Here is a 23,659-nt window from a genome sequence, read left to right as displayed (position 1 = left end):
CCCGGAAGGTTCAGTCGGCCTTTCGGGTGGTTTCGATGTGGGAGTTGTGTCTGCTTCGTGTAGATCGGTGGGTGAATTTTGCGCAAAGTTTGAGCCTGTTAGGTACGCATAAAGATCCCAGAGTGCCAGTTATCAGATCATTTATGTTCTTTGGTGGCCGGATACCTTCCCGTTCGCTGGCACAACTGGTGTGCTGGTGTGGAGGGTTAGGGCTCTGATGAAATTGAGGGTGGGGGCGAGACGCCGTCGCGTCTGGCTGGATCCGCGTCAGGTGTGGATGCGGCGCATCGCCGCGTCGCTGGCGCTCACGATGTCGGTTGCGGTGCTCGCGGAGGCGGGGCCGGCGACCGCCGATGCGCCGCAGGCCGCGTCGGTGTCGGGCAAGAAGCAGGCGAAGCACTACGCGACGTCGGCGGCTGATCTTGCGTCAGCACGGGTGCTGGCACGTCTGTCCGGCAAGCGGGTCGAGGCACTCGGGGAGCGTACGGAGACATCGACGACGTGGGTGAACCCAAGTGGTTCGCTGACCACAGAACTGTCCGCGGGGCCGGTGCGGTTCCACGACGGGGACCATTGGCGCGATGTCGATCTCGACCTGCGGGCCGGGGGGTCGGCGGTGTTGCCGGTGGCGCATCCGCGGGGTCTGCGGCTGGCGGGCGGACATGCGGGTTTCAAGGCTTCTTCGCGTGACGGGCGGTCGGGGCCGGCTACGGATCTGGTGACGCTCGGGGAGGGCGACCGTCAGATCGCGTTGCGGTGGAAGGGAGATCTTCCCCGTCCGGTCCTGAAGGGCAACCGGGCCACCTACCGCGGGGCGGTGCCCGGCGGGGACGTGGTCGTGGAGGCGACCCGCAGCGGGTTCGAGCAGTTCGTCAACGTCAACGAACGTCCCGAGCACGATGGGTACTCCTACACGCTGCCGCTGAAGGCCAAGGGGCTGACGGTCCGGCAGCTGAAGGACGGCAGTCTGCTCTTCACCGACAAGAAGGGTACGAAGCGGGCGGTCATGCCGGCCCCGGTGATGTGGGACGCCCGGGTGGATCCGGTGTCCGGCGAGCACACCCACCGTGCGCCGGTGAACCTGAGTGTCGTGCGGCATCAGGGTGCGATCGAGCTGGTTTTCACGCCGGACGCGAAGTTCCTGGCCGATCCGGCGACACAGTTCCCGGTCACCGTGGACCCCTCGACGTCCGCGCTGTCGAACGTCTTCGACACGTATGTGCAGCAGGGTGAGACGGTCGACTGGTCGAGCGACGTGGAGCTGGACGCGGGTAACCCGGGGACCAAGAACGGTGACGGATCGGCGCGTACGGCGCGGTCCTTCGTCACCTGGAACACCGCGCCGATCAGTGACGCGCTGGTCTCCAGCGCGAAGCTGTCGCTGTGGAACTTCCACTCGGGGAACACCGACTGCAAGGCTTATCCGTGGGACGTCTGGGATGCGGGTAAGGCGTCCACGGCCTCGCGGTGGACCTCGCAGCCGGCGTGGAACGAGAAGTTCGCCACTTCCACGGAGACCAAGGGCAACCCGGGCTGCACCACGGCGTCCGATGGCTGGGTGAACGCCGATGTCACCACGATGGTGCAGACGTGGGCGTCGGCGAAGAACGCGACCTCGGGTATGGGGCTGCGTACGCCGGACGAGTCCTCGACCATGCAGTGGAAGCGGTTCAACTCGGCCAATGCGACCTCCAATGTGCCGAAGCTGACGGTCACCTACAACTACCGGCCCAAGGTCGGCACCGACCAGCAGGCCGGGGCGCCGTTCTTCCAGGACGCGGCCGGCACCTGGTACGTCAACAGCACCACTCCCACCCTCAGCGACACCTTCGCCGACCCGAACAACGACAAGGTGCAGGGCACTTTCCAGGTCTACGACAACGCCACCGGCACCCAGGTGGGCGGCAACATCGCCTCCGCTTTCGTGCCCGCGGGCAAGCCGGCGACGGTCACCGTGCCCTCGGGCCTGCTGACCAACGGCAAGACCTACAAGTTCCGCACCACGTCCTACGACGGCACCCACTACAACCTGGGCTGGTCGCCGTGGGCGCTGTTCACCGTCGACACCTCCGCGCCGTCCGCGCCGACCGCGGTGTCCTCCACCGACTACCCTTCGGCATCGTGGGTCAAGGGCGCCGGACAGGCAGGCGTCTTCAAGGTGACACCACCGGCCGGTGACCAGAACGGCATCGAGTGGTCGCTGGACGGCACCACCTGGACCAAGGTAGCCACCAGCGGCACCACCCCGGTCAACATCACCGTCAAGCCCGCCAAGGCCGGCACCAACACGCTGCAGGTGCGGGCGACGGACAAGGCGGACAACAAGTCCGAAGCCCTGACCTACACCTTCCACGTCGGCCCCGGAGGGGTCACCAGCCCCGACGAAGGCGCCCGCACCGCGGCCCGGCTCCCGCTGACCGCCGAGGCGGACGGAGCGAAGTTCGACAAGGTCTCCTTCTCCTGGCGGCGCGGCGAAGCCGACACCTGGACCCCGATCCCTGTCGGTGACGTGACGCAGGCCGGTGCCCCGCTGACGGCATGGCCGGTAACGCTGAGCGGCGGCAAGAGTCCGAAGCTGACGTGGAACGCCACCTCGACGGTCAACCCGGACGGCGCGGTGCAGATCAAGGCCGACTTCACCGGCCCTTCGAGCGCGTCCGGCTCCTCCGACCCCGTCAACGCGACCATCGACCGCAACGCGGACGGCGCCGCGGACGAGCAGGTGGGCCCCGGTTCAGTGAACCTGCTGACCGGCGACTACACCCTCTCGGACAACGACGCCTCCTACTTCGGCCTCTCTGTCGACCGCACCGCCTCCTCCCGCTCCCCGCAGGCCGGCGCCGGTGCCACCCAGCAGGCCCCGGTCTTCGGCAAGGAATGGCTCTACGGGGCGGCCGGAGAGGAAACCTCTACCCCCTGGAGCGGTCTGGCAAAGACCTCGTCCACGTCGGTCAGCATCAATGCGGCAAGCGGTGACACCCAACTGACATTCACACAGAATGCCGCCAGAACGGGCTGGAACCCCGAGGTCGGCGCCGAAGACTACGAGCTCACAGGAGCCTTCGGAGGAACCTTCACTCTCAGGGACTCCGAAGGCGAGGTGAACACGTTCACCCCGGTCAACGGCAGCTCCACGCTGTACGACGCTGCGACCTCCTACCTCGAGGGCATGTCAAACGTCACGACCACTGTCAGCGAAGCGGTTACCTCCGGGGGCATCAAGACCTCCCGCCCCAAATTGATCATCGCGCCGACTTCTGCTGTAGCTGCGTCCACGTGCGCGGCCGCGCCGTCCACCAAGGGCTGCCGGGTGCTGGAGTTCGTGTACGCCTCCGCCACCACGGCCACGACCTCGGCACTCGGTGACGTCAAGGACCAGGCCTCGTCGATCAAGCTGTGGTCGACCGCACCTGGTGCCTCGGCCGCCACCGCGCAGACTGTCGCCGCCTACGCCTACGACGACAGCGGGCGGCTGCGCGAGCAGTGGGACCCCAGGATCTCGCCCGCGGTCAAAACCGCCTACACCTACGACAGTTCGGGCCGGATCACCTCCCTGACGCCGCCCGGGCAGCTGCCGTGGTCGTTCACCTACGGCCAGGCCGGATCCAACCCGGCGGCCGGCGCGGGCATGCTCCTCAAGGCCTCCCGCGCGACGCTGACCCCGGGAAGTGCCAGCCAGACCAACGGCACGGCGACCACCAGCGTCGTCTACGGAGTGCCGCTGACCGGATCGGCTGCACCCGAGGACCTCGGTTCGGCGTCGCTTGCCTCTTGGGGCCAGACCGACGCGCCCACCGACGCCACCGCGGTGTTCCCCGCCGACCAGGTGCCGACAGGCAACGACGGAGCCTCCCTCACCGCCGGCGCCTACACCCGGGCCGGGATCCACTACCTCGACGCCTCCGGCCGAGAGGTTAACGAGGCCACGCCAGGCCACCACGTCACGGTCACCGAGTACGACCAGTTCGGCAATACCGTCCGGGCGCTGACCGCCGGCAACCGAGAACTCGCCCTGGGGACTACCTCCGGACAGAAGGGCCAGCTGACCTCGCTCGGCATCATCAGCCTGTCCTCCGCGGAACGGGCACAGCTGCTGTCAACCACAACGGCCTTCAACGACACCGGAACTCGCGAGACGGAAGAGGACGGCCCCCTGCACCAGGTCGTCCTCGGCTCCAAGCTTCTCAGTGGCACCAGCACGGTTGCGCAGGCCGGCAGCATGGTCGCCGCCCGTACACAGACCTGCAAGGAGTACGACACCGGCCGCCCCACCGACGGCACCGCCGCGGTGACGGACCAGGTCACCAAGGAGACCACGGGCGCCCAGCTGCGGGCCTGGCCGACCCTGACCGCGGATCCCCGCGTGACGGCCACCGGCTACGACTGGGTCAAGGGCGTCGCGACCACCAGCACCATCGACCCGGGCGGTCTCGCGCTCACCACGACCACTGCGTACGACAGCCAGGGCCGCGTCGTGAAGACAGCCCTGCCCGCCTCCACTGGGACGGACGCCGGCGCAACCCAGACCACCTACTACTCAGCCACTGGCACAGGGACCTGCAACGGACGCCCCGAGTGGGCCGACATGGTCTGCCAGACGGCGTCCGTCGCCGCGATCACCGGCGGTGGAACCAATCCCACTCAGCTCCCGACCAAGACCACCGAATACGCGACCGACGGCCAGGCGGCAAAACTGACCGAGACAGCAGGCGCTTCGACGCGCACCACGACCAACGGTTTCGACGCGGCCGGACGGCCGACGACGGTGACGATCACGGGAGGCCTCGGCGCAGCCATTCCGGCCTCCACGACGTCCTACGACCCGGTGACGGGCCTGGCGGTCAAGGTCACCTCCACCAGCGGTGGCACGATCACCAAGACCTACGACCAGCTCGGCCGACAGATGTCCTACACGGACGCCGACAACGCCACCACCACCACCCAGTACGACAGTCTGGACCGGGCCTTGCAGGTGACGGACACCGTCCCCTCAACGACCACCTACACCTACGACACGGCCATCGACCCGCGCGGCCTGGAGACCTCGGTCACCGACTCGGTGGCCGGCACGTTCACCGCCCGCTACGACGCCGACGGCGACGTAGCCACCCAGACCCTGCCCGGCGGCTACACCCAGACCGATTCCCAGGACCCGACCGGGGCCTCGAGCGCCCGTACCTACACCCGCACCAGTGACGGCACCGTCCTGGTGACCGACTCCGTCGGCGAGAACGTCCACGGGCAAACCGTCACCCACGGTGGCACCCCGGGCGTCACCGCCTCGCAGAACTACACCTACGACAACTCCGGCCGCCTGACCCAGGTCCAGGACACCGGCGCGGACGCGGTGTGCACCACCCGCTCCTACACCTTCGACAAGAACAGCAACCGCAAGTCCCTGGCCACCGCCGCCGCCGGCGTCGGCCTGGACTGCACCAACGCCGGGGCCACCACCGCCCCCTACACCTACGACAGCGCCGACCGCCTGGTGAACTCCGGTTACATCTACGACAACCTCGGCCGCACCACCGCACTGCCCGGCACCGCCCTCTCCTACTACACCAACGACCTGGTCCAGCAGCAGACCACCGGCACCCAGCGCCAGACCTGGACCCTCGACTCCAACCTCCGCTACCGCGGCTGGACCACCGAAACCAACAACGCCGGCACCTGGACCAACACCGCCACCAAGACCAACCACTACGACAGCGACGGCGACAGCCCCCGGTGGATCACCGAAAACGCTGCGGGCAGTGTCAGCCGCAATGTCGACGGCCCCGCGGGCGACCTCGCCGCGACGACCACCAAGACGAACGGCACCGTTCTTCAACTAGCTAATCTGCACGGCGACATCGCTCTGCAGCTTCCCGTCGACACCGCGGTCGCCCCGACCGTCATGGACGCCGACGAATACGGCAACCCCCGGCCCGGCCAGCAGCCCGCGCGCTACGGCTGGCTCGGCGCCAAGACCCGTTCCAGTGAGACTCCCAGCGGCCTCACCATGATGGGCGTTCGCATGTACAACCCCGCGACAGGACGGTTCCTGTCGGTGGACCCGGTTCCCGGTGGCAGTGCCAACGCCTACGAGTACTGCAACGGGGACCCCGTCAACCACTTCGACCTCGACGGCAAGTGGTGGAAGCCGTGGCGCTCCCATCGCATCAGGCGCTGGTCGTCCAATGCTTTGGGCTGGGGTCTTGCGCACGGAGGTAGCCGGTACCTCGGCTACCGGTGCTCCTACCGGTACGGCCTGCGTGTCTGCCGTGGTGGATGGGGACTGCACGCACGGGGCGGTACCACGATCGGCAGCACCTACTTCACGTCGTCCAATCCCCGGTACATCAGCTACAACCGGATCCGCCATGAGAAAATTCACCGTCAGCAGTGGCGCCACTACGGCTTGGGCTTCGCGATCCGGTACGCCAGAGCGGGATCGAACCCCTGCCACAACCGTTACGAGCGCAGGGCGAACCTGAGATGGGGCGGATATCGATGCTGAGCCTCGGAGCCCGGCGCATCCCCATGCTGCTGGCGCTGGTGGTTGCGCTCACGGCAGGCTGTGCCCTCGTTCCGTCTGATCCGGCCGATCCGCCCATGTTCGGGGCGCGATTCGACGGAAAGTCGATCACCGTCAAGATGCCCTTGTGCCCTGAGGAAAAGCTTCGACGGATTGATGTGAGAGACGCCGACGACACCGGCACCGATTCACCACGCCTGGTCTGGTGGGCGACCGGCCCTCGGACGGAGCGCGCAGAGAGCGGCACGGTGGACCTGTGGTCGGGACGTGGATTCACGAAGCATGCGCCCGTGCCGACCGCCACCCCCGTCACCGTGAACATCGGGTACACCGATGTTCACGGTGACGGCCGAGATGACGTTCTGCCACTCGGTACGATCGCGGAAGCCCATCTCGCGGCAGGCAAGTTCTGGACGCCGCAAGGAGGAAAGTCCGCAGCGGAGATCGACGCACAACTCCACTGCGGGAAGTGATGGTTCGACAGCGCTGATGCGGCCGTGACGTCGCGCCGTGTCACCAGGTCCTCCGCGTACGGGCTCGTACGCGGAGGACCGTTCTCTCCGGCCGAAGAAGGAATCCCACGCACGGACACTCCACCCCTGGTCGCCTGCCGGGCGGAGGACGCCCAAGCAAGGCAGCGCGCGGCCACCTTTACAGAGTTCGTCATCACCTGCCGGGCGGGCCGCTTTCGGCATCGTCGTCGGCGTGGCCGATGCACCCGGATCCGAAGGCTTCAATTTCCTTAGATCGACCCGAAGTTGCAGCCCGACAACTTGGCCCAGGGCTCACAAGAGAGGCTCTCGAGACAGTCCAACGGCTGGCATGGCCTGCTTGGTTGCTGCTTCAGGGAAGGCCGAATCGCTCTCCACGAGCCAATCTCACGATACCCCGTTATAACGGGGATGCATGGCCTATCCTGAGCAGGCCGTCTCGTCCTCCACCACGAGGCGACCTCTCAGGGAGGCACGATGATTCAGATCACCCTCGGCAGGCAGAAAGACGTCGACCCGAACAGCGATCCGCTTCAGCGTTCGCAGGTCGGCTGGAGCGACGGGCTGTCCGACCAGCAGCTCCACGACATCGCCCGCGGCGTCTGGGTAATGCCCGGATCACGAGTCGAGCGAGAGCGGTTCGCGGTCGTCAACGGCGGCGGGATCATCCGCCAGGCCATGGAGATCGACCGAGTTGTTGACGTGCGCGGTGGGCGACGGGCCTTCGAAGGCCGCATCCTCGGCCCAGGGCATCCGGTCCACGATCACTACGTCGGCAACCCCGCCCCAAACGGTGCCCAGCAGAACCCCATCACCTACTTCGACTCCCCCCTAGGCAACCGCGAGTGCAACTGCGGATGCGGCAAGCCCATCAGCCGGGGCGACTTCCTTCCCGGTCACGATCAGCGAGCCATCCACGAGAGGATCGCCCGCGTCGGAACCGTGATGGACTTCATCACCTGGTTCGACCAGGCCTGGAAACCGGCAGGCGACCAGCAAAGCGACGCTGCTTGAGGAAATGCCACCGAAGTGAGACGGAAGGCGCGGGACGTGCGATGAGACGGCAGCACAAACAGCAGGTCACCGCAGTGACGAATGACAACGGCGGCCAGAACCTACACGTCACGGCCGTTCTCGGCGGTGGCGACGGCGGTGTACGCGACGGTGATGTCCTGAATGGTCATGCTGGGGTATTCCTCCTGCTGATGCGCCGCGACTCGCGCCCACGATCGCGACGGCCTGGGACGAGCCTAACGGGTGGTCCGCCGGGCCCTTCAGCCGAGGGAGACGATCATCTTCCCGGTGTTCTCGCCGCGCAGCAGACCGAGGAAGGCCTCGAAGCCGTTCTCGATGCCCTCGACGACGGTCTCGCGGTACTTCAGCTCGCCGGAGGCCAGCCAGCCGGCCACCTCCTGGACGAACTGCCCCTGGAGGTCCGCGTGGTCGCCGACGAGCATGCCCTGGAGGCGCAGCCGCTTGCCGATGACCAGCGCGAGGTTGCGCGGGGCGGGGGTCGGCTCGGTGGCGTTGTACTGGGCGATCATGCCGCAGATGGTCGCGCGGCCGTGCACGTTGAACGCGGAGAGCGCGGCTTCCAGGTGCTCACCGCCGACGTTGTCGAAGTAGACGTCGATGCCGTCGGGGGCGGCGGCGCGCAGTTGCTCCCCGACCGGCCCGTTCTTGTAGTTGAAGGCGGCGTCGAAGCCGTACTCCTCGACCAGGAGCTTGACCTTCTCGTCGGAACCGGCGGAGCCGATGACGCGCGAGGCGCCCTTGATCTTCGCCATCTGGCCCACCTGGCTGCCGACGGCACCGGCCGCGCCGGAGACGAAGACCGCGTCGCCCTCCTTGAAGGAGGCCACGTCGAACAGGCCCGCGTAGGCGGTGAGCCCGGTCATGCCGAGCACACCGAGGTAGGCGGAGAGCGGGGCCAGGGAGGCGTCGACCTTCACCGCGTGCTTGGCGGGGACGTCGGCGTACTCGCGCCAGCCGAGGCCGTGCAGGACGTGGTCGCCGACCGCGAAGCCCTCGGCGTTGGAGGCGACCACCTCGCCGACCGCACCGCCGTCCATGGGGCGGTCCAGCTTGAACGGCGGGGTGTAGGACTTCACGTCGTTCATCCGGCCGCGCATGTACGGGTCGACCGAGAAGTGCAGGTTGCGGACGAGGACGCGGCCCTCGGCGGGAGCGGTGACCGGTGCCTCACGCAGCGCGAAATCCTCGGCCTTCGGCCAGCCGTGCGGACGGGCGACGAGGTGCCATTCACGGCCGGACGTGGGAAGAGCTGCAGACATGGGCTCGGGGTCTCCTCGATGTCGAAAATGCTTCAGGTGATGAAACAACCATGCTCCTGAATATTTCACCTTGTCAAGTAACCGGCTATCCTGGGTGTCATGGCCACCACTCGTGCAGACCCGCTGACCCTCGAAGTCGTCGAACTCATCGGCGCCGTCGTGGCGCGTTACTACGAGGAGTACGAGCAGGCCGCCGCCGCGCACAGCCTCACCGGGGCCCAGGCCCGGGTCCTGTCGCTGCTGTCCCTGGACCCGCTGCCGATGCGCCGGATCGCGCAGAAGCTGAAGTGCGAGCCGTCCAATGTGACCGGCATCGTCGACCGGCTGGAGGCCCGGGGGCTGGTGGAGCGGCGGCCCGATCCTGCCGACCGCCGGGTGAAGCTGGCCGCGCCGACGGAGAAGGGTGCCCGCACGGCACGGCAGCTGCGTGACTCGCTGGACTTCGCCCGTGAACCGCTGGCCGGCCTCTCGGACGGGGAGCGCGCGGCCCTGCGGGATCTGCTGCGCCGGATGCTCGGCATGGAACCCCCGGCCGGGGCGTGAAGGACCTGCCGCCTCAGCAGAACCAGAGGAACCAGCAGCCGTCGTCGTCCGTAGGCGTCGGCGACGGAGTGGGCGTCGGAGTCGGGGCGGGCGCGGGCGGCGGCGGGGGCGCGGAGGGCGTAGGGCCCTCGTCCGTACCGCCCGGCCCGGAGGGGGCGCCGCTGGTGACCGGGGGCTCCGCCGGCGCGGACGAGGAGGCCGGGGCGGGGACGTCCGGGGTCGCCCCGGCGCCCCCGGAAGGCGTCGCGTCCGCCTCCCGGGCCGTACGGGTCGCGCCCGAGGGACGGGCCGCTCCGGCCGGGACGGCCGAGGGGCTGCCCGGGGACGCGTCCACCGGCGCCGGCGGCCGGGCCTCCTCGCTGCCGGACGGCTCCGGGACGGGCTCGGTCGTGACGGACGTCGCCTCGCGCACGTAGTCCGAGCCGCCGCCGTCCCCGTCCGGTTCGAGACCCAGCTCGGCCAGGCTCAGCGCACCGGCCGCGAGCACCACCCCGAGCAGCGCGAGCAGCACCGTGCGGCCCCGGCGGCTGCGGCCCCGGCGCGGCCGGGCAGCGCCGTGCCCCCGGCGGCGCCGGCCCGCGGGCGCGGGCGGCGCGGCCTTCTCGTCCCGCGCGTCCGGCTCGTGGCCGAAGGGCGCGGGGGCGGCGTAGGGGCTCAGCGCCTCCGCGGGGGTTCCGCATCCGGCACAGGCCAGGGCGCCGTTGAGATGCCGCTGACAGGGCTGGCAGAAAGCCATGGCGCCCGCAGAGTAGATGGCCCGCCCGCACCGGAGAAAGCCGCCCAGGTGAGGATCCTGTGTGGAAGCGTGGGTTCCATGAGCGCTGCCGCCCCCGCCACCCCCTTCGGTCCCCGGGAGTTCCAACTTGTCCTGCTGCGCCGGATGGCCGACCACCAGCCGGGCCTGGTCGAGGACGCCCGGCACGAACTGAGCGCCTCCCTCGCCGAGATGCGCGAGGCCAACCGCCGCTGGCAGGCCATGGTGCGCGGCCGGGGCCGGGGCGCGCTGCGCCGCTACCGCTCGGTGCTCGGCGAGCCTGAGTCGTCCGTGCGCCGCGCCATCGGGGATCTGGAGTGCGACGCGCTGCTGTGGCCGGTGCCGCTCTGGCCCGGTCTGCGGTTCGAGGTGATGGTGGCGCCGGGCGGGGCCGTGTGGAACGAGTGGCTGGTGCGGGCGCCCGGCGCGGCGGGCCCGGTCCTGCGGTCGGCCGAGGACCTGCTGCCCTGGTCGTGCACGGTGGACGAGGTGGCGCGTGCCTTCCCGCCGGCCCGCCCGATGGAGGGGAGCGCGCCGACCCGGTGGGCCCTCGCGATCACGGCCGGGACCCCCGGCGAGCCGTATGTCGCCGAGTTCACCTGGGGGCTCCTCCAACGCCTGCTGCCCGCCCGTCCGGGCGGCTGAACCGCAGGTCGGACGAGGCGTCAGCTCCGTACCCCCTACGGCGCATCCCAGCGCGCGCAACGCCCTCGAACGGCGCACGATACAAGGAGAACCGGCTGCCCGTCGGTCCCCCTCAACGCTCTCGGGAGAACCTGCCGTGACCGTCAGCCTTGAGCAGTTGCGCCGTTGCCACATCGCCGTCGATCTCGGGGCCGCCCGCACCCGGGTGTACGTCAAGGGGCCCGGCCTCGTCGTCGACGAGCCGAGCGTCGCCGCCGTGAACACCCGTACCGGCTCGCTCATCGCCGTCGGCGCGCTCGCCGAACAGATGACGGGCCGCACCCCCGACTACATCCGGGTCACCCGGCCGGTCTCCGGCGGCACCGTCGTCGACATCGAGATGGCCCAGCGCATGCTGCGCCATCTGCTCGGCGAGAAGCTCCGCCGCCAGCTGCGCCGCAAGCCCTGGCTGCGCGCGGCCGCCTGCACCCCGCACGACAGCGACCCGCTCGCGCGGCGCGCCGCCGTCGAGACCCTGGTCGGCCTCGGTGCGCGCCGGGTCGAACTCGTCGACACCCTGATCGCGGCGGCCGTCGGCTGCGGACTGCCCGTCGAGCAGCCGACCGCCACCATGATCATGGTGTGCGGGGCCGCGACCACGCAGATCGCGGTGCTCTCGCTCGGCTCGATCGTGACGGCGGTGCGGCTGCCGATCGGCGGCGACGCCATCGACCACGCGGTGATCCAGCACCTGCGCCAGTACCACGAGCTGATGCTGCCGAGCCAGTCCGTGCGCCCCCTGCAACTCGCGCTCAGCGGCAACGGACTGACGGCGCACGGCCCCTCGGTCACCGAGATCCACGGCCGGGACGTGGCCACCGGCCTCGCCCGCTCCGTGCAGGTCGACACCGCCGCGGTGCGGCAGGCGATCCACCGCCCGCTGACCGCCGTCCTGGACGGCCTCGGCAAGGTCCTGCGGGACTGCCCGCCCGATCTGGTGGCCGACCTCGCCGACTGCGGGATCATGATGGTCGGCGGCAGCGCCCTGCTGCCCGGTCTCGACCAGATGCTGCGCGACGCGACGGGCATGCCGGTGCACATCGCCGAACGGCCCGACGTCTGCTCCATCCTGGGGCTCGGCGCGATGCTGGACGGGAAGATCAGCCCGATGGTCCTCGACCCGCTCGCCGGCTGACCGCCGCAGGGGATCGGCGGATGCCGGACCTGCCGCCCGACCGCGGCGTACCGCAGTCGCCTCGGCTGCCCAAGCTCCTGGAGGCGGTGCTGAGCGTCGGCACCGACCTCGAACTGCGGGCCACCCTCCAGCAGATCATCGACACCGCCACCGCGCTCACCGAGGCCCGGTACGGCGCGCTGGGCGTCCTGGACCCCGGCCGGGGCACGATCCGGGAGCTGTTCGTCGCCGGGACGGGCGAGTCCGGGCAGGAGGCCGCCGGCGGATTCCCGCAGGGGCACACCGCCCTGCTCGGTGCCCTGGCCGAGGAGTCGCGGGCGCTGCTCTCCACCGGCCCGGCCGCCCCGCCGGACGCCGCCGGCACCCCGTCCGGCCGGCCCCCCGCGCGTTCGTTCCTCGGCGCCCCGATCCGGGTCCACAGCGAGGTGTTCGGCAACATCCACCTCACCGGGAAGCGCGCCGGGCACTTCACCGACACCGACGCGGCGCTGCTGCGGGTGCTCGCCGCGCAGGCAGGCATCGCGATCGGCAACGCCCGGCTGTACGAGACGGCCCGGCAGCGCGAGCGCTGGATCGAGGGCGCGGCAGCCGTCACCAACACCCTGCTGACCGGCGAGAACCTCTCCGACGCACTGACCACGGTCGCCGAACGGGCCCGGATGCTGAGCGACGCCTCGGCCGGGGTGATCCTCCAGCCCACCGAGGAGGGCGGCATGGAGATCGTCGTCGCCTCCACACGGGAGGACCCGGCCGGGCTCGTCGGCACGGCGATCGAACCCGGCTCCCCCGTCCTGGTCCAGCTGCTGGGCGGCGAGCCGGTCTTCATCGACGACTCGGCCACCGATCCCCGGATGACCACACACGTACGGTCCCGGTTCGGCCCCAGCATGATGCTGCCGCTGCAGAGCGGCGGGCGGCTCATCGGCACCCTCGCCCTGCCCCGGCGGCGCGGCGCCCGTCCGTACACCGATGTGGACAAGCTGCTGGCCACGCAGTTCGCCTCGCAGGCCGCGCTGGCCCTGGTGCTGGCGGACTCCCAGCACGACCGGGAGCAGCTGGCGGTGTACGAGGACCGGGACCGGATCGCCCGCGATCTGCACGATCTCGTCGTCCAGCGGCTGTTCGCCACCGAGATGATGCTGGAGTCGACCCGCCGCCGGGCAGGGACCGGGGAGACGGACGAGCTGCTGGGCCGGGCCGTCGACGAGCTGGACTCCACGATCCAGGAGGTGCGGACGGCCATCTTCGCCCTCCAGCAGCCGCCCGCCGAGGCCCCCGCCACTTTCCGCGGCCAGGTGCTGCGGGAGGCCGGGGGCGCGGCCTCGGTCCTCGGCTTCCAGCCGTCGGTGCGGTTCGCCGGGGCGGTGGACGCGCTGGTGGGGGAACCGGTGGGCGGGCAGCTGCTCGCCGCGCTGCGCGGGGCGCTGGCGGCCGCGCACCGGCGGGCCGGGGTGTCGGCGATCGAGGTGGAGGTGGATGTGACGGAGGAGCTGGCGGACGGCCGGGCGGCGGTCCGGCTGACGGTCGCCGACGACGGGCGCGAACCGGACGGCTCGCGCGCCCCGGCCGTCAGCTGGCAGGCGCCGCTCTGAGCGCCACCCGGGGCTGGAGTGGGCGACGCCCGCCTCGCGCTTGAGCCGGGCAGCAGGGCGTCCAGGGCTGCGGTGTCGGCGGCCGTGGCCCGTACGAGGTAGTCGTGCCCGCCCGTCACATGCACCACCTCGGTGATGCCCGGCAGGGCCAGGACCGCCCGTTCGAACACCTCGTTGGTGGTGTCCATCCGCAGCGTGACGTCGATGAAGACGACGAGGCCGGTACGGGTGTCGGCGGCGGGGTCGATGATCACGGTGAAGCCGCGGATGACGCCGTCCCGGCGCAGCCTGCGCACCCGGTCGGCCGCCGCGTTGGCGCTGAGCCCGACCCGTACCCCCAGATCGCGGTACGAGATCCGCGCGTCCTCCTGGAGGACGCCGAGGATTTCCCTGTCCAGACGGTCCATACCCGCGATTGTCGCAGCTTCCGGATATTTGCGACGTTCGGCGGGATGTTCCCGGCCCCTTGGATGGAGCAGGCCCACGGGCCCGGAGCCCTTCCGCGTCCTTGACTGGCAGGGTGGACACAGCCGTCAAGCAGTCACCCGCCCCGGCCGCCCCCGCCGCCTCAGGCGCCGCCTACCGCAATCTGGTGATGGCCACGATCGGCTTCGGGCTCACCTTCTGGGCCTGGAATCTGATCGCGCCCATGTCGGCGGATTACAAGGACCGGCTCGGCCTGAGCTCGTTCCAGCAGTCGCTGCTGGTCGCCGTGCCGGTGCTGGTCGGCTCGCTGGGCCGGATCCCGGCGGGTGCGCTGACCGACAAGTACGGGGCGCGGCTGATGTTCCCGCTGACCGCGGCGCTCACCATCGTGCCGGTGCTGCTGCTGATCCCCGCGAAGGACTCCTACGGCGCGATGCTGACGGTGGGCTTCCTGCTGGGGCTCGGCGGCACCACGTTCGCGATCGGCATCCCGCTGGTCAACTCGTGGTTCCCGCCCGCCGAACGCGGCCTCGCCCTCGGAGTCTTCGGCATGGGCATGGGCGGCGTCGCCCTGTCCGGGTACTTCACCCCGAGGATCGCCAAGCACGGCGACAACCTGCCGTTCCTCGTGGTCGCCGGGGCGCTCGTGGTCTACGCGGCGCTGACGGCGGTGCTGATCAACGACCGGCCGGGCCGGCAGGTGCCGACGGACACACTGGCCCACCGGCTGGGCGCGGCGGGCCGGCTGCGGGTGACCTGGGAGCTGTCGGCGCTGTACGCGATCGGCTTCGGCGGCATCGTGGCGTTCGGCGTCTATCTGCCGACGTATCTGAAGACCTGGTACGAGCTCTCGCCGACCGACGCCGGGACGAAGGCCGCCGGGTTCGCCCTGGTCACGGTCATCTTCCGGCCGATCGGCGGCTGGCTCTCGGACCGGATGCACCCGGCGCTGGTCTCCTCGGCGGCGCTCGGCGTGGCCGCCCTGATGGCGATCGTGCAGGCCTTCGACCCGAAGCTGATGCCCGGCGGCACGATCGCGCTGCTGATCATGGCGGCCGGTCTGGGCACCGCGAGCGGCAGTGTCTTCGCCCTGGTCTCGCAGGTGACCCCGCAGACGAAGGTGGGCAGTGTGACGGGCATCGTCGGCGCGATGGGCGAGCTCGGCGGCTTCGTGCCGCCGCTGGTGATGGGCGCGATCTACAGCGCGAAGGGCTCGTACTCGATCGGCTTCATGCTGCTGTCCGACCTGGCCCTGGCGGGCTGTGTGTACGCGTACGGGCGGATGCGGACCATCCAGCGGGACGGCTGAGCCCGGCCCCGCCCACGCGAGAACGGCGGCGTCCCCGCCGGGACGCCGCCGTTCGTCGGGGGCCGGTCAGCGTGCGCGGGCGGCGGCGCGCTTGTGCTGTGCGAAGCGCTGCGCCCAGTACGCCGTCCGGTCGAGGTAGGCCGTCTCGGCGGCGGCCCCGGTCTTGCCGTACGCCCCTTCGTAGGTCTGGTAGCCGTGCCCGGCGGGCGGGTTGCCCGAGGCGGGTTCGATGGGGCTGCCCTCGTGCCACTCGTTGAACGAGGTGACGGAGACCCAGCTGGGTGATCCGCCGATGGCCGGGTCGAGGGCGTTGCTCCACTCCAGGTCGTAGGAGGCGCCGTCGTCGCGGCCCAGGGTGGGGGTGGTGTTGCCGGGCACGGCCCGGTCGTCGACGTAGCCGGGGGCCACCGAGGGCGCCCAGACCAGGCCGTTGGCCTCGGCGTACTCCCCCGCCCGGCGCCAGCCGGGTGCGGTGGCGCCCGCGATGCCGTCGTAGGTGTAGATCCCGCCGAAGTGCGCGACCTTGGTGGTGTCGGTGGTCTGGGCGAGGACGATGGCGCTGTCCCGTACGGCGTCCAGGGCCGACCAGTCCTGGATCCTCAGGCTCTCGAAGACGTAGAACGCGGGGCGGTCGCCGTGCGCCGCGTCCCGGTAGTAGGCGGGATGGCTGCCGTACTTCCCCTCCAGATAGCCGATGTCGTCGACCACGGAGGCCGCGGTCCGGCCGGTGTACGGCTCGATGTGCCAGGCGACCCGGATCCCGTGCCGGGCAGCCGCGTCCAGCACCGCGCCGGCGAGGGAGTCCTCGTAACCGCCCTGCCCCCACCAGCTGTAGACGATGACACCGGCGCCCGACTGCTCGATCCACTTCATGTGCTGCTCGACGGCTCCGTCGATGTCGCCGGAGTCGTACGGGCCGAGCTTCGGGTAGAGGTCGGCGCCGATGTCGTCCGGCGGGGTGTGGCCGCCCTGCTCCCAGTGGCGCCAGCTGCCGTTGGTCTCCGGGGTGCCGTACCACGGGTAGTAGAAGAGGTGGACGTCCGAGGAGCCCGCCGCCTTCGGGTCCTGCAAAGCGGCGGTCAGGGTGAAGCTGTCGATGTCGAAGAGGGCGCCCGCTCCCCCGGTGAACCTGAGGAACAGCGGTCCGGAGCCGGTGGCGGTGAGGGCGCCGGTGACCTCGGTGAAGGTCTCCCAGCCGCCGGTCGGGGCGACGTCGGCAGAGCCGAGCAGCGGCCCGGTCGCCGATCCGGAGCGCACCTCGACGGTGCCGCCTGCCCCGGCCGAGGAGACCCGGGCGGTGAAGGAGGTGGCCCCGGCGGTCTCGACGGAGGCGTAGCCGGCCCAGTCGCCGTCGTCGATGTACCCGAGGGTGGCCCCGCCGCTCGCCCCGGCGTGCGGGGCGCTCTGCACACCGGAGGACGAGGTGTACGACTCGGCCTCGACGGGCGTGCCGTCACCGGGGTCCGGGTTGCCGGAGCCGCAGTCGGCCTGTACCGCGCCCGCCGCGTACTGGATGCCGCCGAGCAGCAGCCGCCGGAAGTCCGGATCGCTGTACGACTCGATGGTGTGGCCGAGACCGGTGTAGAAGGACCGCCCCTGCTGCTGCGGGTGGCACCAGGTGATGGGGTGGTCGCCGCCCATCTCGCCGCCGGTGTAGCTGCTTTCGTCGAGGCTCTGCAGCACATGGACGTCGTCGCGGGGGTCGGTGCGGTAGTTGTACCACTCGTCGGTCCGGGTCCACTCGTCGTCCAGGTGGGCGGTGGCCGGGTGGGCGTGGTCCTCGGTGACGACCTTCGCCTCCTGGATCGCCGGGTGGCTCTTGAACCAGGCGCCGACGAGGTGCTCGTACTCCGGCCAGTCGTACTCCGTGTCCGCTGCCGCGTGGACGCCGACGAATCCGCCGCCGCCGTCCACGTACGCCGTGAGCGCGTCCTGCTGCGCGGGGTCCAGGACGTCGCCGGTGGTGCTGAGGAAGACCACCGCCTCGTACCCGGCGAGGTTCTGCGGGGTGAAGGCGGTCGCGTCCTCGGTCGCCGTGACGGTGAAGCCGTCCGACGCGCCGAGTTCCCGGATCGCGGTGACGCCGGCGGGGATCGAGTCGTGCCGGAATCCGGCGGTCCTGGAGAAGACCAGCACGTCGTACGGGTCGGCGGCCGCAGCGGCGCCCGCCGGGGCGGGGGCCAGGAGCGCGGCCCCCAGGGCGAGTGCGGCGGCGCAGGCGGCATGGCGCAGGCGCCGGGCAAGTGGACGTCTCATCCCTTCGTCACCCCTTCCGTCTCGAAGGTGAAGGCGTCGATGTCGAACAGATTCCCCTGGCCCGTGGGCCCCTTGAAGACGAGGAAGAGTTCCGTGGCGCCGGCGGGCGCGCCGCTCACACCGGCCGAGACATCGGTGAAGGTCTCCCAGCCGCCGGTGGGTTGGACGGTCAGGGTGGAGAGCAGGGTGCCGGTGGCCGAGCCCGCGCGGACCTCGATCGTGCCGCCGGGTCCGGCGGAGGAGACCCGGGCCGAGACCCGGGAGGCGTCGGCCAGGCTGTAGGGCGTGAAGGAGATCCAGTCGCCGTTGTCGGTGAAGCCGACGGTGGCGCCGCCCTCGGCGGTGCCGTGCCCGGCGACCTCGATGCCGGACTGCGCGGCGAAGTGCTCGGCCTGGCGGTGGCGGGGCTGGAGGACGCTGTCGCCGTGGCCGGTGAGTCCGCCCGCGTCGGTGTACTCGGCGTCGAAGACCCCGTAGATGTTGGCGGCGCTGTCGTGCTCGCCGTCGACGGGGACGTCGATGGTGCCGGTGCAGCCGTTCTTCGAGGTGATCTGGTGGCGGTGGCTGTCGTGGCCGAGGAGATAGGTGACCTTGACCTTGGAGCAGTCGACGGCCCCGTCCTCCGGGTCGGTGACCGTGACGGCGAAGGGGACGGAGTCGCCGAAGGAGAAGAGCCGCCCGTCCGCCGGGGTCGTCAGGGTGACGGTGGGGGCGGTGTTGCCCGCCGTCACGACGAGGCTGGCGGTCGCGGTGAGCCCTTCCGGGTCGGTGACGGTCAGGGTCGGCCGGTAGGTCCCGGCGGTGGTGTACGTGTGCTGCGGGGCGGCCTCGGCGGAGGTGGCCCCGTCACCGAAGTCCCAGGCGTAGTCGAGCGTTCCGCCCTCCGGGTCCTCGCTGCCGGCCGCCGAGAAGGCGACGTCGAGCGGGAGGGGTCCGGAGGTCCGGTCGGCGGCGGCCTTCGCGACCGGTGAGCGGTTGCTGCCGGCCAGGTACTCGATGCGGTAGAGCGCCTGGTCGTTCGCGCCGGTGCCGTAGTCCAGGACGTACAGCGCGCCGTCGGGGCCGAAGGCGGAGTCCATGACCTGGGTCCCGGTCCAGGGGAAGGATTCGATCGCCCCGGGCGAACCGTCGGCCTTCACCTCGACGGGCTTGATCCACTTGCGGCCGTACTCGGTGGCGAAGAAGCGGCCGTCGAGCGAGGCGGGGAACTTCACCGCCGAGTCCAGGTCCGCGTCGTAGTGGTAGACGGGCCCCGCCATCGGCGACTCGGAGCCGCCGCCGAACTCGGGCGGGGAGCCCGCGTCACCCGCGTACCTGATCCAGGCGGGCTGCACGGCGGGGAGGGCCGGGAGTCCGGTGTTGCGGAAGGAGTTGTTGGCCGGTCCCGCCCCACAGTCGTACTTGGCGCCGGACGGACCGCTCGGGAAGGTGTACTCGTTGTACGTCTCCGATGCGGTGTTGGTGCCCGTGCAGTACGGCCAGCCGAAGTTGCCGGGGCCGGTGACGCGGTCGAACTCCACCTGGCCGCTGGGCCCCCGGCCGGGGTCGGTCGCCCCCGCGTCGGGGCCGTAGTCGCCGATGTAGACCGTGCCGGTCGGCTTGTCGACGGACATCCGGAACGGGTTGCGGAAGCCCATGGCGTAGATCTCCGGGCGGGTCCGCTCGGTGCCGGGGGCGAAGAGGTTGCCGGCCGGGACGGTGTAGCCGCCGTCGGCCGTGGGCTTGATCCGCAGCAGCTTGCCGCGCAGGTCGTTGGTGTTCCCTGAGGAGCGCTGGGCGTCGAACTGCGGGTTGCGATCGGTGCGTTCGTCGATCGGCGCGTAGCCCTGCGACTCGAACGGGTTGGTGTCGTCGCCGGTGGTCAGGTAGAGGTTCCCGGCCGCGTCGAAGTCGATGTCACCGCCGACGTGGCAGCACTGGCCCCGGTCGTTGGGGACCTCCAGGACGACCTTCTCGCTCGCCGTGTCCAGGGTGCCGTCGGCCTTCAGCGTGAACCGGGAGAGGTTGAGATGCCCCTTCCAGGGGGCGAAGTCGGCCTCGGTGCCGGTGGTGGGGGCGTCGCCGGGCGGGGTGTCCAGCACGGGTGAGTAATAGAGGTAGAGATAGCGGTTGTCCGCGAAGTCCGGGTCGGCCGCGACGCCTTGCAGGCCTTCCTCGTCGTGCGTGTAGACATTCAGCTTGCCTGCGGTCCGGGTGGCCCCGGAGGCGTCGGTGAGGCGGACCGTGCCGTCACGGGCGGTGTGCACGACCGAGCGGTCCGGCAGGACGGCCAGGGACATGGCCTCGCCCAGTTCGGCCGCCCCGAGGGCCAGTTGGACCTGCTGGTAGTCGGCTGCGGGGATGTCGGCGGGGGCATGGGCCGCGGTGGGGGCGGAGGGTGCGGCGGTCGCGGCCCCGGCGGTGAGGCCGGCGGCGGCCACCAGGGTGAGGGCGACCGCCGTCCGGGCCCACCGGGACCGGGATGGGGATGACAAAGACATGAACGCTGTTCCTTCCTGACGGTGCGTGGGGTTGTCAGGCAAGGCGCTGTCGCGCTTTGCGACGTGCGTGAGCGGCCGGGCGGACATTCGGTGCGGCACAGCTTTTTTCGGCCCGGCAGCATCCGAGTGTCCGGTCGGAGTGAACTTTTTGCATGCTGGCAACGCAAAATTAATAAGTCAAGAGCGTAACCAAATCCTCGGAGGATGCCCCGTACAGCCATCCGCGCCCCGCCCCCGGGGCCTCGCGAGCATCCTTCGAGAGGCATTCGAGGGCCGGAAGCGCTTCACCGATCTAGGGTTCACAGAGTGATGCCACTTCTGCCTGCCCTCCAGGACCCGACCGGCCCTGCGGCTGCCCGCGAAGCCGTCCGGTTCGGCGAAACCTCCCTGACCTACGCACAGTTGGCCTCGGCCGCCGACGCGCTGGCGGCCCGGCTCTCAGGCGCCGGCCGGGTCGCGGTCTGGGCCACACCCAGCGCGCGGACCGTCGTCGCCGTGGTGGCCGCGCTGCGGGCCGGGGTACCGGCCGTACCGCTGAACCCGAAGACGGGCGAGCGGGAGCTGACGCACATCCTCGCCGACAGCACGCCCTCCCTGGTGCTGGCCTCGGCCACCGACGTACTGCCGCCCGCGCTCGCCCGGCTGGAGCGGCTGGACGTGACCACGGCGGAGGCACCGGCGGCGGATGGCGCGTTCCCCGAGCCCTCCCCCGAGTCCCCCGCCCTGATCGTGTACACCTCGGGCACCACCGGCCCGCCCAAGGGCGCCGTCCTGCCGCGCCGGGCGATCGCCGCCTCGCTGGACGCGCTGGAGGACGCCTGGGGGTGGACCGCCGACGACGTCCTCGTCCATGCCCTGCCGCTCTTCCATGTGCACGGTCTGATCCTGGGCATCCTCGGGCCGCTGCGCCGGGGCGGTTCGGTGCGCCACCTCGGCCGGTTCTCCACCGAGGGCGTGGCCGGGGAGCTGGGCTCCGGCGGCACGATGCTGTTCGGTGTGCCGACGATGTACCACCGGCTCGCGGAAGCGCTTGACGGCCAACAGGCCCCGGACGCCCTCACGAAGGCGCTGGCGGGCGCCCGGCTGCTGGTCTCCGGATCGGCCGCGCTGCCCGTCCACGACCACGAACGGATCGCGGCGGCGACCGGCCGCCGGGTCATCGAGCGGTACGGCATGACGGAGACCCTGATGAACACGGGCGTACGCGCCGACGGCGCCCCGCGCCCCGGCACGGTCGGCCCGCCCCTGCGCGGCGTGGAACTCCGCCTGGTCGAGGAGGACGACAGCGCCCTCGCGGACCCCGGGTCCATCGGCGAGATCCAGGTGCGCGGCCCCAACCTCTTCACCGGCTACCTCAACCGCCCCGACGCGACGGCCGAGGCCTTCACCGCCGACGGCTGGTTCCGTACGGGCGACATGGCCACCCTCGACCCCGACGGGTACGTACGGATCGTCGGCCGCAAGGCCACCGACCTCATCAAGAGCGGCGGCTACAAGATCGGCGCCGGTGAGATCGAGAACGCGCTCCTGGACCACCCCGGGGTCAAGGAGGCGGCCGTCACCGGCGAGCCCGACCCGGATCTCGGCGAGCGGATCGTTGCCTGGGTGGTGCCCGCCGACCCGGCCGCGCCGCCCTCGGCCGACGAACTGGCGGGCCATGTCGCGGCCCAGCTCTCCCCGCACAAGCGCCCGCGCACGGTCCGCTACCTGGACGGACTCCCCCGCAACGACCTGGGCAAGATCATGAAGCGGTCGCTCCATGGCTGACCGGCTGACGGCCCGTGAGGCGATCGCCGCCCTCACCGCCGACTTCACCGAATCCGCCGCGCCCGCCGGGGAGACCGCCGCCGACGGCCCGCTCGACTGGGCGGGCTACGCCGACGCGCGGGCCCGGGCCACCGAGCGCACCGGCGAACAGGAGTCCGTCGTCCACGGCACCGCCACGGTCGGCGGCCGTCCCTGCGTCCTGATCTCGTTCGAGTTCGGCTTCCTGGGCGGCTCGCTCGGGCAGCGCACCGGCGACCGGCTGGAGGCGGCGTACGAGGAGGCCGTGACCCGGCGGCTCCCCCTCGTCTCGCTGATCGCGACGGGCGGCAGCCGGATGCAGGAGGGCATGATCGCGCTCACCCAGCTGCACCGGGTGGCCCGTGCGTCGGCCCGGCTGCGGGCGGCCGGTCCCGCACAGCTCGCGGTCCTGCGCGACCCGACGACCGGCGGCGGCTGGGCCACGCTGGGGGCGGGCGCCGATGTGATCCTCGCGCTGCCCGGGGCGCAGGTCGGGTTCGCCGGGTCACGGGTGCGGCCGGCGGACGCGGACCCCGCCGCGTACGCCGCCGAGGGCCAGCTCGCGGCCGGGCAGATCGACGCGGTCGTCCGGCCCGGGGAGCTGCCCGCCGCGGTGGGCCACTGGCTGCGGGCGCTCGCCCACCGCGACACCCCGCCCTCCCCCGCCCCGGTCCCCGCCGCCCTCGCCGCGACCGGGCCGCCCCGGACCGGCTGGGACGCCGTGCTCCGGGCGCGGGCGGCGGACCGGCCGCACGCCGAGGCGTATCTCGACGCGTACTTCGACCTGCGGCTCCCGCTGAACGGGGACCGCTGCGGCGGCACGGACGCCGGGCTGCTCTGCGGGTTCGGGCTGCGCGAGGACGGTCCGGTGGCGTACGTCGCCCAGTGCGGGACCGCGACCCGCCCGGCCGGCTACCGCACCGCGGCCCGGGTGATCAGACTGGCCGACCGGCTCGGCGTCCCGGTCCTCACCCTGGTCGACACCCCGGGCGCGGCCAACGACGCCGAGGCGGAGCGGGCAGGTGCGGGCGCGGCCATCGCGGACGCCTTCGCCGCCATCGCGGCGGCCCGGGTCCCGGTCACCACGCTGGTGATCGGCGAGGGCGGCTCGGGCGGGGCGCTGGCCCTGGCGGCACCCGGCAACACCCATGTCACCCCGGACAGCTACTTCTCGGTCATCGCCCCGGAGCTGGCGGCGGCGATCCTGAAGCGCTCCCCGGACCAGGTCCACGCCACGGCCGGCCAACTGCGGCTGCGCCCGCAGGACCTGGTGGACCTGGGTGTGGCCCGTTCGGTGGTCCGGCCGGACACGCGGGAGCGCTGACCGGGGCTTCGGCGCGCAGGGGGAGCCGGGGGTGGCTAGCGTGAAGAAGGGGCCGCCCCGGCCACCCCG

At 71.3% G+C, this 23,659-nt stretch carries 14 protein-coding genes and 1 pseudogene; 10 read left to right on the top strand and 5 right to left on the bottom strand.

The genetic code is table 11. The annotated features are described in order from the left end of the window. Window positions 1–277 precede the first annotated feature (277 nt). The 3 genes from RLT58_RS24945 to RLT58_RS24935 all read left to right on the top strand — a co-directional run bounded on the left by RLT58_RS24945 (window position 278) and on the right by RLT58_RS24935 (window position 8,022). Window positions 278–6,499 (top strand): DNRLRE domain-containing protein, encoded by a 6,222-nt coding sequence (locus RLT58_RS24945; RefSeq protein ID WP_311312588.1) that lies wholly within the window; start codon window positions 278–280, stop codon window positions 6,497–6,499. Further along, window positions 6,493–6,990, top strand: coding sequence for a hypothetical protein (locus RLT58_RS24940; protein ID WP_311312587.1), 498 nt, complete (start codon window positions 6,493–6,495; stop codon window positions 6,988–6,990). The genes RLT58_RS24945 and RLT58_RS24940 overlap by 7 nt, the downstream gene beginning before the upstream one ends. A 495-nt stretch (window positions 6,991–7,485) precedes the next feature. Further along, a complete protein-coding gene (locus tag RLT58_RS24935; RefSeq protein WP_311312586.1) occupies window positions 7,486–8,022 on the top strand; it encodes a hypothetical protein in 537 nt (178 codons plus the stop codon). Between the two features lie 260 nt (window positions 8,023–8,282). Here the strand turns inward: RLT58_RS24935 and RLT58_RS24930 are convergent, their stop codons facing one another. Further along, on the bottom strand, window positions 8,283–9,302 hold the full coding sequence (locus RLT58_RS24930) for an NADP-dependent oxidoreductase (protein ID WP_311312585.1): 1,020 nt from the start codon (window positions 9,300–9,302) through the stop codon (window positions 8,283–8,285). Between the two features lie 99 nt (window positions 9,303–9,401). Between RLT58_RS24930 and RLT58_RS24925 the strand changes: the two genes are divergently transcribed. Continuing rightward, entirely contained in the window at window positions 9,402–9,845 is a 444-nt protein-coding gene (locus tag RLT58_RS24925) for a MarR family winged helix-turn-helix transcriptional regulator (protein ID WP_311312584.1), read from the top strand. Between the two features lie 13 nt (window positions 9,846–9,858). Here RLT58_RS24925 and RLT58_RS24920 read toward each other — a convergent pair whose 3' ends face one another. Then, entirely contained in the window at window positions 9,859–10,581 is a 723-nt protein-coding gene (locus RLT58_RS24920) for an SCO2400 family protein (RefSeq protein WP_311312583.1), read from the bottom strand. A 78-nt stretch (window positions 10,582–10,659) separates the two neighbouring features. On the opposite strand from RLT58_RS24920, the gene RLT58_RS24915 reads away from it, so the two are divergent. From RLT58_RS24915 to RLT58_RS24905, 3 genes are all read left to right on the top strand, one after another. Continuing rightward, window positions 10,660–11,244 (top strand): hypothetical protein, encoded by a 585-nt coding sequence (locus tag RLT58_RS24915; RefSeq protein WP_311312582.1) that lies wholly within the window; start codon window positions 10,660–10,662, stop codon window positions 11,242–11,244. Window positions 11,245–11,380: 136 nt separating this feature from the next. After that, the gene (locus tag RLT58_RS24910; protein WP_311312581.1) at window positions 11,381–12,418 is read left to right on the top strand and encodes a rod shape-determining protein; all 1,038 of its coding nucleotides are present in this window, start codon (window positions 11,381–11,383) and stop codon (window positions 12,416–12,418) included. Between the two features lie 20 nt (window positions 12,419–12,438). Further along, window positions 12,439–14,010 carry a sensor histidine kinase gene (locus RLT58_RS24905; RefSeq protein WP_311312580.1) on the top strand — a complete coding sequence of 524 codons (1,572 nt, stop codon included), beginning with the start codon at window positions 12,439–12,441 and terminating at the stop codon, window positions 14,008–14,010. Here the strand turns inward: RLT58_RS24905 and RLT58_RS24900 are convergent. Next, window positions 13,988–14,417, bottom strand: a pseudogene (locus RLT58_RS24900) (Lrp/AsnC family transcriptional regulator). The gene RLT58_RS24905 and the pseudogene RLT58_RS24900 sit on opposite strands and share 23 nt — an antisense overlap. A 113-nt stretch (window positions 14,418–14,530) precedes the next feature. On the opposite strand from RLT58_RS24900, the gene RLT58_RS24895 reads away from it, so the two are divergent. Next, window positions 14,531–15,745, top strand: a complete 1,215-nt coding sequence (locus RLT58_RS24895) for an MFS transporter (RefSeq protein ID WP_311312579.1) — start codon at window positions 14,531–14,533, stop codon at window positions 15,743–15,745. Between the two features lie 66 nt (window positions 15,746–15,811). On the opposite strand, the gene RLT58_RS24890 is transcribed toward RLT58_RS24895, so the two are convergent. Together RLT58_RS24890 and RLT58_RS24885 are read right to left on the bottom strand one after the other, a co-directional pair. Beyond that, window positions 15,812–18,001: a glycoside hydrolase family 99 protein gene (locus RLT58_RS24890; protein ID WP_311312578.1), complete on the bottom strand. Its 2,190-nt coding sequence runs from the start codon at window positions 17,999–18,001 to the stop codon at window positions 15,812–15,814. Continuing rightward, on the bottom strand, window positions 17,998–20,481 hold the full coding sequence (locus tag RLT58_RS24885) for a PQQ-dependent sugar dehydrogenase (protein ID WP_311312577.1): 2,484 nt from the start codon (window positions 20,479–20,481) through the stop codon (window positions 17,998–18,000). The genes RLT58_RS24890 and RLT58_RS24885 overlap by 4 nt, the downstream gene beginning before the upstream one ends. 309 nt (window positions 20,482–20,790) lie before the next feature. On the opposite strand from RLT58_RS24885, the gene RLT58_RS24880 reads away from it, so the two are divergent. Then, window positions 20,791–22,248 (top strand): acyl-CoA synthetase, encoded by a 1,458-nt coding sequence (locus tag RLT58_RS24880; protein ID WP_311312576.1) that lies wholly within the window; start codon window positions 20,791–20,793, stop codon window positions 22,246–22,248. Continuing rightward, window positions 22,241–23,590: a carboxyl transferase domain-containing protein gene (locus RLT58_RS24875; RefSeq protein ID WP_311312575.1), complete on the top strand. Its 1,350-nt coding sequence runs from the start codon at window positions 22,241–22,243 to the stop codon at window positions 23,588–23,590. Before RLT58_RS24880 ends, RLT58_RS24875 begins: the two co-directional genes overlap by 8 nt. Window positions 23,591–23,659 lie beyond the last annotated feature (69 nt).

Source organism: Streptomyces sp. ITFR-16 (genome assembly GCF_031844705.1).
In the GTDB taxonomy this organism is placed as follows: Bacteria; Actinomycetota; Actinomycetes; order Streptomycetales; family Streptomycetaceae; genus Streptomyces.
Note: the sequence above shows the minus strand (reverse complement) of the source record. Positions and strands in the feature narration are given on the sequence as shown.

Bases quoted from the DNA above. Each gene is read 5' to 3' on its own strand.
- RLT58_RS24945 (WP_311312588.1), top strand. From the start codon at position 278: ATGCGGCGCATCGCCGCGTCGCTGGCGCTCACGATGTCGGTTGCGGTG.
- RLT58_RS24940 (WP_311312587.1), top strand. From the start codon at position 6,493: ATGCTGAGCCTCGGAGCCCGGCGCATCCCCATGCTGCTGGCGCTGGTG.
- RLT58_RS24935 (WP_311312586.1), top strand. From the start codon at position 7,486: ATGATTCAGATCACCCTCGGCAGGCAGAAAGACGTCGACCCGAACAGC.
- RLT58_RS24930 (WP_311312585.1), bottom strand. From the start codon at position 9,302: ATGTCTGCAGCTCTTCCCACGTCCGGCCGTGAATGGCACCTCGTCGCC.
- RLT58_RS24925 (WP_311312584.1), top strand. From the start codon at position 9,402: ATGGCCACCACTCGTGCAGACCCGCTGACCCTCGAAGTCGTCGAACTC.
- RLT58_RS24920 (WP_311312583.1), bottom strand. From the start codon at position 10,581: ATGGCTTTCTGCCAGCCCTGTCAGCGGCATCTCAACGGCGCCCTGGCC.
- RLT58_RS24915 (WP_311312582.1), top strand. From the start codon at position 10,660: ATGAGCGCTGCCGCCCCCGCCACCCCCTTCGGTCCCCGGGAGTTCCAA.
- RLT58_RS24905 (WP_311312580.1), top strand. From the start codon at position 12,439: ATGCCGGACCTGCCGCCCGACCGCGGCGTACCGCAGTCGCCTCGGCTG.
- RLT58_RS24890 (WP_311312578.1), bottom strand. From the start codon at position 18,001: ATGAGACGTCCACTTGCCCGGCGCCTGCGCCATGCCGCCTGCGCCGCC.
- RLT58_RS24885 (WP_311312577.1), bottom strand. From the start codon at position 20,481: ATGTCTTTGTCATCCCCATCCCGGTCCCGGTGGGCCCGGACGGCGGTC.
- RLT58_RS24880 (WP_311312576.1), top strand. From the start codon at position 20,791: ATGCCACTTCTGCCTGCCCTCCAGGACCCGACCGGCCCTGCGGCTGCC.
- RLT58_RS24875 (WP_311312575.1), top strand. From the start codon at position 22,241: ATGGCTGACCGGCTGACGGCCCGTGAGGCGATCGCCGCCCTCACCGCC.